This is a genomic window from uncultured Pseudophaeobacter sp., from assembly GCA_905479575.1.
In the GTDB taxonomy this organism is placed as follows: Bacteria; Pseudomonadota; Alphaproteobacteria; order Rhodobacterales; family Rhodobacteraceae; genus Pseudophaeobacter.
Window position 1 is genome coordinate 58,812 of record CAJQNB010000014.1, and the last position, 13,525, is coordinate 72,336.

Annotated in this window: 11 protein-coding genes; 5 read left to right on the plus strand and 6 right to left on the minus strand. The window is 57.3% G+C overall.

Annotated features, from left to right (window positions below; genetic code table 11):
* Nucleotides 1-45 precede the first annotated feature (45 nt).
* The 4 genes from tssL to QZ268_RS04985 are packed head-to-tail and all read left to right on the plus strand — an operon-like array spanning nt 46 to nt 6,462.
* Nucleotides 46-1,488, plus strand: a complete 1,443-nt coding sequence (gene tssL / locus QZ268_RS04970; protein WP_295448944.1) for a type VI secretion system protein TssL, long form — start codon at nt 46-48, stop codon at nt 1,486-1,488.
* Nucleotides 1,485-5,057, plus strand: coding sequence for a type VI secretion system membrane subunit TssM (gene tssM / locus QZ268_RS04975; RefSeq protein WP_295448947.1), 3,573 nt, complete (start codon nt 1,485-1,487; stop codon nt 5,055-5,057). Before tssL ends, tssM begins: the two co-directional genes overlap by 4 nt.
* Nucleotides 5,057-5,743 carry a type VI secretion system-associated protein TagF gene (tagF, locus tag QZ268_RS04980; protein WP_295448950.1) on the plus strand — a complete coding sequence of 229 codons (687 nt, stop codon included), beginning with the start codon at nt 5,057-5,059 and terminating at the stop codon, nt 5,741-5,743. Before tssM ends, tagF begins: the two co-directional genes overlap by 1 nt.
* Entirely contained in the window at nt 5,740-6,462 is a 723-nt protein-coding gene (locus QZ268_RS04985) for a protein phosphatase 2C domain-containing protein (RefSeq protein WP_295448953.1), read from the plus strand. Before tagF ends, QZ268_RS04985 begins: the two co-directional genes overlap by 4 nt.
* Nucleotides 6,463-6,563: 101 nt before the next feature.
* Here QZ268_RS04985 and QZ268_RS04990 read toward each other — a convergent pair whose 3' ends face one another.
* Complete coding sequence (locus tag QZ268_RS04990; RefSeq protein WP_295448956.1) at nt 6,564-8,732, minus strand: serine/threonine-protein kinase; 2,169 nt, start codon at nt 8,730-8,732, stop codon at nt 6,564-6,566.
* Nucleotides 8,733-8,857: 125 nt separating this feature from the next.
* Nucleotides 8,858-9,439, minus strand: a complete 582-nt coding sequence (locus QZ268_RS04995) for an OmpA family protein (RefSeq protein ID WP_295448959.1) — start codon at nt 9,437-9,439, stop codon at nt 8,858-8,860.
* A 174-nt stretch (nt 9,440-9,613) separates the two neighbouring features.
* Between QZ268_RS04995 and QZ268_RS05000 the strand changes: the two genes are divergently transcribed.
* The gene (locus tag QZ268_RS05000) at nt 9,614-10,453 is read left to right on the plus strand and encodes a M15 family metallopeptidase (protein WP_295448962.1); all 840 of its coding nucleotides are present in this window, start codon (nt 9,614-9,616) and stop codon (nt 10,451-10,453) included.
* A gap of 38 nt (nt 10,454-10,491) precedes the next feature.
* Here QZ268_RS05000 and QZ268_RS05005 read toward each other — a convergent pair whose 3' ends face one another.
* The 4 genes from QZ268_RS05005 to QZ268_RS05020 form a co-directional block, all read right to left on the minus strand.
* Complete coding sequence (locus tag QZ268_RS05005) at nt 10,492-10,890, minus strand: hypothetical protein (RefSeq protein ID WP_295448965.1); 399 nt, start codon at nt 10,888-10,890, stop codon at nt 10,492-10,494.
* 249 nt (nt 10,891-11,139) lie between these two features.
* Entirely contained in the window at nt 11,140-12,639 is a 1,500-nt protein-coding gene (locus tag QZ268_RS05010; RefSeq protein ID WP_295448969.1) for a caspase family protein, read from the minus strand.
* A 139-nt stretch (nt 12,640-12,778) separates the two neighbouring features.
* Nucleotides 12,779-13,105, minus strand: a complete 327-nt coding sequence (locus tag QZ268_RS05015; RefSeq protein ID WP_295448971.1) for a hypothetical protein — start codon at nt 13,103-13,105, stop codon at nt 12,779-12,781.
* A gap of 2 nt (nt 13,106-13,107) precedes the next feature.
* Nucleotides 13,108-13,494: a response regulator gene (locus QZ268_RS05020; RefSeq protein WP_039965623.1), complete on the minus strand. Its 387-nt coding sequence runs from the start codon at nt 13,492-13,494 to the stop codon at nt 13,108-13,110.
* Nucleotides 13,495-13,525 lie beyond the last annotated feature (31 nt).

Genomic DNA, 13,525 nt, shown 5'->3' on the forward strand with positions numbered 1-13,525 from the left:
CGCTGCGGGGGTGATTTTGGTAATTTGGTGAGTGGGTAAGAGATCATGGGTGAATATGACGATCCCTTTGCGGAACCGGGCGATACCGACAAAACGGTGATCCGCCCCAACCCTGGTGGACGCCGTACTGCGACACCGCAGCCGACGCCCGTTGCCGCCCCACCCGGCGACGGTGGCCAGGACCCTGCTTCCGGTGCCGGGCTGGATGCCTTTGGTGTGCCCCAGGCGGCCACGGCGCAAAGCAACCAATCCGGCAGTCAACCCGGCGGGGCAACAGGCAAAGCAGCCCCTATGGCGTTGACAGGGATGAACCCGCTGACCGCCTGCGCTTCGACCCTGTTTGCCTTGATCAGCCGCATTCGCAACCGGGCGCAGCATATGGACCCAGATGGGCTGCGCAAGAACGTGGTGGCCGAAGTGCGGGCGTTTGAAAATCGCGCTTTGCAGGCGGGTATCGCCGCGCAGACGGTAAAAGTCGCCCGTTATGCGCTCTGTGCGACGTTGGATGATGTGGTGCTGAACACGCCCTGGGGTGGACAATCCAGCTGGGGTCTGCAGTCCATGGTTGGGACCTTTCACCGAGAAACCGTTGGTGGTGACAGGTTTTATGACCTTTTGGCCCGTCTGGAAAAAGAACCCGGCGCCAATATCGACATGTTGGAGTTTCTCTACATGTGTATGTCGCTGGGCTTTGAGGGCCGTTTGCGTATTGAGCAGGGTGGCGCTGAAAAGCACCTGCAAATCCGCGCCGCTCTGGCCCGCATTCTGCGCAACCAGCGTGGCCCGATTGAACGGGATCTGTCGCCCCATTGGGAAGGGGTGATCAAACCTTTCAAGGTGCTGTCGGCCTGGCGCCTGGTCTGGATCGCCCTGGTAGTGACCAGCGTGTTGCTGGTGGCGCAGTTCCTGGGGCTGAGCTGGGCCTTGTCCAATCAGACAGGCAATGTGATCGGCCAGCTGAGCATCGTTGACTCTGGCCCACCCGTCGAGTTGGAACGCAGGGCTCCACCACCGCCGCCACCACCGCCGATCCAAACGCTGGAAGAACAAGTGGCCAAGGTTGCAGGCTTTCTGGGCCCGGAAATTGACGAAGGTATTGTCGAGGTTTTCCAAAAGGGCAACACGCTGATCATTCGATTGGCGGGATCGGGAATGTTTGGCTCTGGTTCTGACCAGCTCAGCAAGGGGTTTAAAACACCCGTGGCCCGTGTTGCTGAGGCGCTGAACGAAGAAAAGGGTCAAGTCATTGTGGCCGGCCACTCGGATAATATCCCAATTCGCTCGTCGCGCTTCCCCTCCAACATGGCGCTGTCTTTGGCGCGGGCCAAATCGGTAATGACGGGCATGGCTCAGGTCTTTAACGACCCGACGCGTCTGTCTGCCGAAGGCCGTGCAGAAAAAGAGCCCATTGCCGACAACGGCACCAAGGCCGGGCGGGCCAAGAACCGCCGTATCGAGATCTTGCTAGTGCAGGAGGTTGACCAATGATCCGCCGTTATCTTTTGCCGATGTTTCGATCGCTCTATTCGGCGCTCATCCTGCTGGCGATCGCGCTTTCAGCCTGTACCTGGTTTTTTGCGCCCTACATTGGCAGCGCTGACTGGCGTCCCTTTGACGGCATTCAGGCGCGGGTGATCACCATTGCGGTGATCTGGGTTCTGACCCTGCTGATCATCGGATTGGTGTTCTGGCTGCGACGCCGCCGTGACCGAGCGATGGCTGACGACATGGTCGAAGCTGCAGATGTTGTCGATGATGACGATGTGATGCTGGAAGAAATCGGTGAGCTGCGTGGCAAATTCAAGCAGGCGATGACAGAGCTACGCAAGTCCAAAAACGGGCGGCGGCATCTGAATGTGCTGCCTTGGTATGTGATCATTGGCCCGCCGGGATCAGGGAAAACCACGGCCATTGTGAACTCGGGCCTGCAGTTTCCCCTGGCGGACAAGCTGGGCAAAGCCGCCATTGGTGGTGTTGGCGGCACGCGCAACTGTGATTGGTGGTTCACCAATGACGCGGTGCTGATCGACACCGCCGGGCGCTATACCACACAGGAAAGCGACACAGAGGCAGACAATGCCGCCTGGCTTGGCTTTTTGGGCCTGTTGAAAAAGTACCGCAAGCGCCAGCCAATCAATGGGGCTTTGGTGGCGATCTCGCTGTCGGATCTTTCGCTGCAGGACGAGATGACACAAAAATCCCATGCCCAGGCTGTGCGGCGGCGCTTGTCTGAGCTGCGCGAACGGCTTGGGGTGCGCTTTCCGGTCTATGTTCTGTTCACCAAGGCCGACCTCATCGCGGGTTTTCAGGAGTATTTTGACACTCTTGGCAAAGAAGAGCGCGAACAGGTCTGGGGCTTTACCCTGCCGCTGATCAAAAGCAAAAAAGACGCCGCAGCAATTGAGCATTTTGACGAGGAGTTTGCAGGGCTTCTGGGGCAGATGAATGCGCAGCTGTTGGAGAAAATGCAGGCAGAAACCGATCATCAGCGCCGCGCGCTGGTGGCGGGGTTCCCCTCGCAGGTGGCCTCGATGCGGGCCGTGGCCAAAGAGTTTCTGACCGAGGTCTTTCAGGACAACCGTTATGAGCAACGCCAGATGCTACGGGGGGTCTATTTCACCTCCGGGACTCAGGAAGGGACGCCGATTGACCGGCTGATGCTGGGCATGGCGCAGACTTTTGGCATTGGACGGCAAGCCATCGGCACCGGTCAGGGGACGGGGCGGTCTTTCTTCCTGACCCGTCTGTTTGAAGGCGTGTTGTTCCCCGAGGCCGGCCTGGTTTCCGCAGATGACAAGGTTGAGCGCCGCTATCGTTGGACCCGGCGTGCGGCGATTACCGCAACTGTGCTGGTGGCGGCGGCCATGGGCGGGCTTTGGGTGAATTCCTTCTTCCAGAACGCCGAGTTCATTCGTAAGGCCGAGGCGCAGGTTGTCGAGTATCAGGCGAGGGCCGCAACCCTGCCAGCCAGTCCAGTGGGCGATACCGATCTTGTGCCGGTGGCAGAGGCGCTTAACTTGCTGCGTGACATGCCGGGCAATCCGGTGTTGTCAGACCCTCAGCCTGAACGCGCAATGACATATGGCCTGTATCAGGGCGAGGTCATTGGCACCCAGACGGCACAGACCTATCGCGCCGCGCTGAACCAACGCCTGTTGCCGCGGCTTCTGGTGCGTCTGGAAGAACAAATTGCAGGTAATGTGAACAATCCTGATGTGCTGTATGAAGCGCTGAAGATCTATTTGATGCTGGGCCTGCAGGGGCCGATGAATCCGGATCTGGTCAAGGAATGGATGCGGCTGGATTGGGAATTGGTGGCCTATCCTGGTGCCGCACGTGGGCAGATGCGCAATGACTTGATGGATCATTTGTCGGCGCTGCTGTCGCAACCGATGGAAGAGATCGCCCTGAACGGTCCACTGGTGGAGCAGGCGCAGAATATCCTGTCGGAAATGCCGCTGGCGCAGCGGGTTTACAACGGGATCATCAATTCCAACCAGGCGACTAGCCTGCCAAAATGGCGTTTGACCGAAATTGGCGGTCCTTCGGTAAAGCGGGTTCTTGTGCGCAGCTCTGGTAAGCCGCTGAATGAAGGTGTCGAGGGTATTTTTACCTACGACGGCTTTAACAATGTGTTCTTGCCCGAGGCTGTCAGCGTGTCCGAACGGGTGCAGAATGAGGCCTGGGTATTGGGCGAACGGGCGGGGGATGGCCAAAGTGAAGCGGCGCTTTTGGCGCTGAGCCGCGATGTGCTGGATCTCTATTACAACGATTATATCAGCCGCTATGACCAGATCCTGGGGGATGTTGATATCGTGCCGCTGGAGTCGCTGAGCCATGCGGTTGAAGTGACAAATGTCCTGTCCGGGCCGACCTCGCCGATTATGAATATCCTGACGGAAATCAGCCGCGAAACCCGGCTGGCTGAGGATCGATCGGCGCTGGATTCCGCTTCGCTGAACGAGGGTGTTTCCCAGGTTGTCGGCATCGAAACCCGGTCGGGTATGTCCATTCAGGGGCAAATTCTGCTGGAAGCTCTGATCAATTCTGCCGCCAACGCGCCAGGAGAGGCGCCCAAACCACCAGGGTCCTATGTGCAGGAACGCTTTCAGTGGTTGCACGATCTGGTGGTCCGGCTACAGGGGCAGCCTTCGCGGTTGGATGACCTGATGGGGTCTTTGCAACTGGTCTATCAAGAGCTGAACAAGATGTCGTTCAGCGGTGTGGCCTCGGGAGAAAGTGGTCAGGCGCTGCTGCAATTCCAGCAGACGGCGTCGCGGATTGACGGGCCTATTCAACGCTGGGCAACTCAGATTTCGGCGGGCTCGTCTGGCATTACATCCGAGGGCACGCGGGCGTCGATCAACGCGCGCTGGCAATCTGCGGTATTGCCGTTTTGTCAAAAAGCCCTAGACAACCGCTATCCGTTCAACCGGCGCGCGCGGGCGGATGTGGCGATGGTGGACTTTGCCAAGCTTTTTGCCCCGGGTGGGCTTATCGACGGGTTCTTTGATGAGAACCTGCTGAAATATGTCGATACCCGCAGTCGCCCCTGGACCTGGAAACGGGTGAATGATGTTGATCTGGGGATTAGCCAGGCAGTGTTGCAGCAGATGCAATATGCCGCTGAAATCCGTGATGCCTTCTTTAATGGGGCGGCTAATCCTTCGGTTCAGTTTCAGATCACCCCAAAGGCGCTGGACCCCAAGGCGAAAGAAGTTCTGCTGGAAATTGATGGGTCAAAGGTCAGTTACAATCACCGCATGGGGCAACCGACACCGGTGGCGGTGAACTGGCCCGGATCCGTTGGCCTGGCCCGGATTACCCTGCTGCCGCAGCGGCGTGGCAATGAAAACACCCTGTCGCGCGATGGGCCCTGGGCCTGGTTCCGGCTGCTGGATGCGGCAGAGGTGCGGCGCACCAATGTCAGCGACCGACGCCGGGTGAACTTCCGTGTTGGCGGCCGCCTGGCCCTGTTTGAGTTGCAATCGGGATCGGTGGTGAACCCCTTTGCCCTGCCTGCCATGGCAAAATTCCGCTGCCCGAAGTCGATGTGATGGCGGCGGGGTTTGGAGCCTTTGGCAAGATGCCCGACGTCGGAGATTTCTTCCGGATCAATGTGGCGGGTGGATTTGTGCGGGTTTGGGACAACTGGGTGCAGCAGCTGATGATGGAGGGGCAGGCCCAGTACGGTGCGGGGTTCGACAGCCACTATATGTCGGCGCCGCTATGGCGGTTCACCCTGGCGGCTGGCCTGGCTGGCCCCAGCAAGATCATGGGGGTTTTGATGCCCTCGGTGGATCGTGTTGGTCGTCGTTTTCCGCTGACGCTGGTATTGCCGTTGGAGACCCCGGGGCCGCCGGCGCTGGATCATCTGCGCGAGGGGGCCTTGTTTGAAAAGCTGGAAGACATCGCGCTTTCGACGCTTGAAAATGGCATGACAAAAACCCGGCTAGAACAAGAGCTCCAATCTCTGGAGGTGCCGGGATTGCGCGCATCCGTTCCTCTGCGGCAGCAGGGGGAGACGCTGGTTCTGACGGGAAGCGGCGGTGACGATTCTCTGGTTGCGATCCATCTTGCTGGCGCCCTGCTGGCAAAACAGGTGCCGGGCGGCGGTGTCTGGAGCACCTACCTGGAGAGCGGGCCGCGGATGATGATCAGACCGGATTTGCCCCTAGGACATGCGGGGTCTGGGTTGTTTGATCTTGCGGCACCAATATGGCGGGAGGCCCAACCGATATGACAAATGATAAGACATACCGTTTTGCGGCGCAGACCCATGTGGGGCTGAAACGAAAGGTCAATGAGGATGCAATCCTTGCCTTGCCAGACCATGATATCTGGTTGGTCTCTGACGGGATGGGCGGGCACCAGGCCGGAGATTTCGCCAGCGCCTTGATTGTCGACACCGTTGCGTCTCTGCCGCTTGGGCTGGACCCGGCTGCAAAGATGCACGGGCTGCGCGACAGAATACAAAACGCCCACCACGCCATCCAGGCCGAGGCCGCAGCGCGTGGCGGTGGCACGATTGGCGCGACGGTTGTCGCGCTGATCCTGGCGAACGGTCATTTTGTTTGCCTCTGGGCCGGGGACAGCCGGATCTATCGGCTGCGAAATGGTACGATTGAGATGCTGACCAGCGATCATTCCGCCGTGGCTGATTTTGTTCTGGCGGGCAAGATGACCTGGGACGAAGCCGATCAACACCCCCACGCCAATGCGATCACCCGCGCCGTTGGGGTGGGTGACGCGCTGGAACTGGATAAGGTTCGGGGTATGGTCGAAAGCGGGGACCGGTTCCTGATCTGCTCTGACGGTCTGACCAAATACGCGACCTTTCCCATTCTGCAGGAGGTGCTTTCGACAGCACCGCTGGAAACCGTTGGTGATCGCCTGTTGCAAATCGCCCTGGAGGGCGGTGGAGCCGACAATATCTCCCACATTATTGTCGATGTGATTTGACGTACTAAAAACCCGCGATGCTTTGATAGCGGATTTTCCTGAGGTTTCCCTTGGGGAGGTCGTGAGTGCGCCAGCAGTATCGAGAGCCTGACGCCAGGTTTTTATGGCAGGGCTGTTTCCAATATCTTGCTGTCCATAGAGAGGATCAACCCGGCATCCCGTGCGCTGTTTTCTTTGAGAGCTTCGGCAAAGCCAACGGCACTTTCGGAGGTTGGGCGCAGCCCAGCGAACAAGGGTTCCGATGAATGCAGAACCAAAACCCGGCTTTTGCCAAGCGTGCTGTCATCGACCCGGAAGGCAAGGCCACCATTCAGGGCAGATTCCGCCAGGGTATAGGCCACGCGCACAGACAGCGGGCCCGTTGTGTCACCGCGCAGTTCCGCAATCGAATTCTGTTGACGCGAGAGGTTGGGCAGCAAGTGGAAGACATTGCCAGAGACATCAAGGATGGAAACCGTCAGAAATCCTGAAGTGATTGAGGCCGGCAATTTTACATCAATAACCGGGTTTTCGCCGACAAAGAAACGACCCGAAGGATTGGGCGTACTTTCATTGCCGGTGCTGAATACCACATCTATTTTTCCTGTGGGTGCCTTGGGCAACGCCGCTTCGACAATGCAGAGCGAGGGGTTCAGGATCTCAACCTTCAGGGCGATCTTGCGGTTTCCGACGAGACCGCGCAGGGCGTCGAACATCCGAACACGGGTCTCCGATCCGGCGAGCCGCCCGGTTACGGTGATTGTATCCTCGGGACCAAACCCGCCCCCCACAGAGCCAGGACTGACATTTAGCGGTCCGCAGTCTTCAAAGCCGCCAACCAGGCCGCGGACCTGTGAAATGGCCACAACGGGTAGCCGATAGGTGATTTGCACGGGTCCGTCCAAACCACCCGGCAGCCCGTCTGCGAACTTGGCGTTCAGCGCGGCGGCCAGATCCGGGTCACTGGTGATTCCGCTCAGCTTTGCCTGATTGTCGCTGACCGTCAGCCGCCACTGCTGAAGATCCGACAGCGGGCGAACTGTTGCTAGAACATCCTGGGCCCAGCTATCAGAAATCGCCCCGCTTGAGAGGGAGATATCGGCTTGCTCCACCAGATCGGCCAGCGCTGTTCGACTGTCTTCAGAGGGCATATTGCCGACCGCGCGGGTTGGGCCGGTTTTTGGCTTTTCAACAATCAATGTAAAAGGCTGCGCCACGGGGTAGCTCGGCCCCAACAAGGGATCAAGCAGGCCGGAGAAAAAGGCCCCCGCCCCAGCGCCAACAAAGGCAAGTATCGCGACCAGAACCAGGATAGGCGCCTTGCTCCGGCCGCCTTCGGCTTTGGATGGTTTCTTTGGGGGGGATAGGGGCGTTTTCTTTGCGGCGGCGGCTGCATTTGGGACGATGATTGTGGCCTCATCCGCAGGCGGTGCAGGCTCTGGCTCAATTGCTGCATTGGGGTCGTTTTCGACGCGATCAAGAAAGGTCAGCACATCAGCTGCACTGCCGAGACGCCTGTCCGGATCCGGGTCGCACATCCGTTCGATAAGCTGTTTGAACGGCGTTGGCAGCCCCTCGGTGTTCAGTGGCTTTTGTTTGTTTTCAACAACTTCCATTGGGTTGGCACCCAAGGACGGCGCGGCGCCGCGGAAATTGGCCAATAACAGCGCTCCCAGCGAATAGATATCGGCACGGGCATCCGTATTGCCCGACAGCTGTTCAGGCGCTGCATAGGAGTATTTGCCTGCAAATTCATTGCCAACAATGGTTTGGGCGCCTGGATTGGTATCCTTGGCAATGCCAAAGTCAATAATCACAGCCTGTGCCGGATTGCCATCGCGCAGGATAATATTGTCTGGGCTCAGATCCCGGTGGACGATATTGCGGGCATGTGCCGCTTTCAGGCCTTCTGCGACGCGCCGACAGATGATCAAAAGATCGGCAGCATCCATAGGCCCCTGTTTGAGTTTCTTATCCAGGCCAGGCCCGTCGATGTAGTCCATCAGCAGGTATATATGGCCATCTGGTGTGCGATGATTTTCCGAATACCGCACCACGGCATCATGGCGTATTTCGCGGATGTTTTCTTCGCGGGCCATAAGGACGGTAAAATCCTCATTGCCGGAAAATTCTTGTTTGAGAACCTTGATGGCGACAAGGTTCCCGGAAATCTCCGAGCGGGCCTTGTAGACGTTGGATGTCCCGCCTCGACCCAAAAGCATTTCAATTCGATAGGTGTTGTTGAGCAGGTCGCCCGGTTGAAAAAGATCACCGGGCTGAGAGGTAATCATCGCAGCCTATCCTTGTGCAAGCTCAGCGCTTTTGCAGCCCTTCCAGACACAGCAGGAAACGCTGTGCAAAACCGGAAAGGATGCACATCTTCTGGCCACAACGGGGCCGGGTTGAATTGCATCTGTTAGCCCAGGGCCTGGAATTCTACCCGGCGATTTTCATCTGCCCGGGGGTTGGCTGCATTAAAGGGCGCAGCCTCTCCCATACCGATCGCCTTGAGCATGTTTTCGGCAATGCCGCAGCTGCTGATCAGATGGCGACGGACCTCCTGTGCGCGCAGCAGGGAGAGCCGTTCATTGTAGCTGGCTGACCCAGAGCTATCCGTATGGCCAATGATCTGGAAAACCGTTCCCTGCAGAAGCTGCATAGACGCGCACATATTCTCCAGCTTGGGTTGCTGATCAGCCCGCAGCGTGGCGCTATCGAAATCGAAGGAGATCTGCAGATTAATCTGTGATTGCTGATCAACCGGGGAATAATCTGCGTTGGAGGAAGCCACGGTGGCGGTTTCCTGAGCATCCGATGCCTGCGGCGCTGTTGCAGCGGCGCTTGGCGCAATCACCAATCCCCGGGTTTTTTGCTGTTGCAGGATCTTGGTAATTTCTTCCACAGACTGGCCGCCACTGTTCGCCTGGGCATGGGCAAGAGAGGCAGGCAAGAGCAGAGCAGAACACATGAATGCGGCGATAATATTGTCGCGGACCATAACTTGTCCCTTATACTGAAAAACATTACTTAAAAGACTATACCACATAATTGGTTCTGCCAATGGGCAGGGTGTGAATAAGAGCCTTGTCGTATGCGGTGATATTTTTGGTCAAAGGGCTTTACTCGGCTGCGTCCTGCGCCTTGAATGGTTGGGTATTGATTTGAGGGTGTTATGCGGGTTTTACCGGCGATTATTATCTGTATCGGGGTGCTGTTGGCACCTGCGGTCTGGATTGGCTTGAAATGGATGCTTTCCGAAGAGGACTTCCAGGGGGCATCGGTTGATTCCACGGCGCGAATCGAAATTGAAATGCTGCGCCAGCAGATCGAGGATCTGCAATTGCGGTTGACCGATCTTCAGACCGAGGTCGCGCGCCTGCCGCTGGCAAATGGCGGCCAGATTGCGCCGTCTGGTTCGTCTGCCGAAGCCGAGCGCGAGATCTGGGATCAGACCGAAGGGGCGGATCTTGACTATGCTCAGGTTGTGCTGATTGCCGATCGGGTGAACGTCAATCGCGGCTTGCAGGTAACTGGTGGGAAGTATCTCACGGAACGTCTGGGGCGGCCACGGGAAACTCTGAACGACACATGCCAGCCGATGACCAACCCCGAGCTGAAGGAAAAATTGGTGACAGAACAAGTTGGCCCAATCCGGGTCAGCATGCTGCGGCCGGCCATCGAGAGCCTGAAGGTGGTGTTTGAAAACATCCGACAGGCTGATCCGGATCTCTACAATCGCATCAATACCGCCGGGGCGCTGTGTGTGCGTCGTATCCGGGGCACCACCAATTCACTGTCCACCCATAGCTATGGTTTGGCTGTTGATCTGAATATTGATGGTCAGTTGGATAATTTTACCGATGGGAAGACCCAATTGGGGCTGACCATCATGGCGGATTTTTTCTTTGACGAAGGCTGGGTCTGGGGCGCCGGTTTCCGTCGCGAAGACAGCATGCATTTTGAAATCAGCCGTCGCCAACTGGATGCCTGGATCGCAGAAGGTCGCCTATAGGTGACTCTTCTGCGTATCTGGCTTGCACGCTCCAGGATTCAGGAGCGCAGCAGAACCTTGTTTGATCCCAAGGCATTGGCCACCTGCTGATACTGGCTGGCCCGGGCGGCAGACTGCGCAGAGGAGCGTAGCAGTTTGGTCTCAGCCTCTTCAAGGATTGCGATGGCCTGTCTGTGGGCGCTAGAGCGTCGGCTTGGGGTGACAGCCACCAAGGGGCGCGTAGAGCGCTGCCCGTCAGGGCTAGTGATGCGGGCGCGCGGCGCTGTGCGGTCACTATTTGCCCGGGCCAGTTGCCGCAGCTTTTCTGCGGTATCGCGCAAAATCTGTTTCATCTCTTGGTGACCGTGCAGATCTGAAGCATCCAATACGAGCGTCTCGATGCGCTCAGCCAGACAATCCACAACAAAGCCGCCAGAGTCAGTGCACAGGCTCTTCATCTGCGATATCCGTGTGGACAATTGGGGGACAGACGAGACTTGGGTTGCCGCAGTTCTGCCGGTTGAAGATGTTCCGCCGCCAGCTTCGCTGCTGCCGCCAGTGCCGCTGCTGGAACCTTCACCTGTACTTTGCGCTAATACCGGCCCCGCCATGAACAGCAGGACAACTCCAACACAAGCAAACATCGTCTTTGATAGTCTAAACATAGTTCTAATCCCTTAAAATTGTTCGATTTTCAAATGATCGAACTAACCTTCAAGCCCATATGCCCGGCGAATACCCCGCTGAGTACCCGGACCAAAATCACCATCAATAGAGCCTTGGTAAAACTTATTTTCTTTCAGCCTGTCTTGCAGTGCCCTGCGGGTGTCCAAGGTGAACATATTCGGGCGTTTGCTCAACAAATCCAGAACATCAGCGCTGCCGGATCGCAGGGCGGCGTAAAGGAAATGTGCCGCATCCTCGGGGCCTTTGCCGGGGACCAGGCCATCATCTATGAGGGCGGCAAAATTAAACTGGGCTTGCGGGTGCCGCAGTTCGGCAGCATGCTGGAAAAATTCATAGGCTTTTTGCGGGTTGGCCGGCAGACCCAGACCACCCTGATGATGCAAAAATCCCAGATCGTTGATTGCATCGGCAAAGTTCTGTGCAGCGGCGGCTTGGTATAGCGCCAGCGCCTTTTGCGGGTCAGCGTCGACACCAGTGCCCCGCTCATAAAGCTTGGCCAGTTCAAACTGGGCTTCTGGGGCGCCGGCATCCGCCGCGCGTTGCAAAAAATCAACCGCAGCGACGGGATCAAACCGACCCGCATTGGGGTTCAGCCGCATATAGGCAAGCCCCAGCATTGACCGGGTATCGCCCAGCTCAGCCAGAGCCAAAAGCTGCTCTTCCTGGTCCGGTTTTACCGCAGACCAAGCTTCAGATGTGCCCGCAGGCAGGGCCTCGGCGCCGTTCGGGTTTGCGGCGGCGAGATAGAAGGGCACTCCGGTCAACGAGCCATAGGTATGTGGTTCTTGCAGGTTGCCGGTTTTTTCTAGTACCAGATCCCGCACTTGCCGGAACATCAGGCTGATTTCCAGTCCGGGCTGTACCATTTTCTGCATCAAGGCTTGGGCATAGGGGCTATTTGTTCCGTTGCCATCCAGAGCGACCTGACCATCGCGGGCGGCAAAGGCCACCAGTGTTCCGCGATCAGGATCCACCGCGGCCATGCCGCCACCGCCGCCACGGGTCTCCTCTGAGGTGGTTTGTGTGGCTTCGGTTTGGCTTAGGGCGATCGAGTCACCCAAGGGATTATCCCGACAACTGTCAAGAATCACGACGCGCATCTTGCGGGCGCGATCCACTGCGGCCAGCAACTGCTTCAACGAGGCGGATTGGCGCTGAACATCGCGGTTGCTGGTGACATTGGCATCCACGGGGATGAGGAAATTTTCACCCTGTACTTCGATGCCATGTCCGGCAAAATAGATCAGCGCGAGGTCAGCCACCTCTGAGCGAAAGGCAAAATCATCCAACAGCCCAACCATATCCTGCGCCGTCGCATCGAGTGATAGAGTGACGTCAAAACCTATGTTTTCAAGGCTTTGTGCCATACCGTTGGCATCGTTATGGGTGTTCTCCAAGGGTGGCAAATATTGGTAATCGGCCATGCCAATGACCAAGGCAATTCTGTCCCGTCCCGCCGCGACGCTCTGGGGAAGCGTGAAACAGACTATTGCGATCAGGAGTTTGAAAAAGCGTGTCATACAATTACCAAGGAAACCAAACGGAACTATCGGTAATCTAACGCGCTGAGGCTGCAAGGAAAGGAAAAAAGCCGTTCAAGCAAAATGCTCAAACGGCTTTTAGAGTCTGTATAGGGCCTTGATTGGGGTAGGTGACGCCTTAGTTGGCGACAAAGCTCCCGATTTCCCGCAGTCGGTCCCGCAGTTTTTGCAGCGTTACCGTTTCCGTGGCGGCCTGGATGTCAGCCTTGCCAGTATCCAGGATCTGTGTTTCCACCTTCTCAAAGAAACTGGCCATCCCCGCGAGGGTCTGCATTACCAAGTCAAAGTCCTGCAGAGATTGTGTCTCTTGCCGGGTTGGCTTGGTGCCACGGTCAAAGATATCATGGACCACATCTTCCAGGGTTTGCACCTTGGAATACAGTTGCCGCATTTCGCGTGCTGAAATAGCGCTAAGGCCGGAAATAGTTTCGTGCTGCCCTTCCATGATTACAGCCGCCCGACGACCTGTTCGATCGCCTGCTTCATGGTGGCCACTGTAAACGGTTTGCGGATGATGTTGTTCAGCCCCAGTTTTTTACCGACTTCAATGATTTCCGGCGTTGGTTTGCCGGTGACAAGAATAAAGCCGAGCCGCTGCGTCACCTGATGGCCGCGGACCGCCTGGAGCAAGCCCAGACCATCCATGCCAGGCATGTTGTAGTCGGACAAAACCAGGTGAACCGGAGTTGTCGTCAGCTTTTGAAAAGCGGACTGCCCGTTGTTTTCCACCATATAATTCTTAATGCCGAGCTCGTCCAAACACTGGGTGATGATACCGCGGCTTGTGGACATGTCATCGACGACCATAACGCGTAGAGAGTCTTTTAGGCTCATGTGTTTTTCCTCGTGTTGCTCTTGCTGCTCA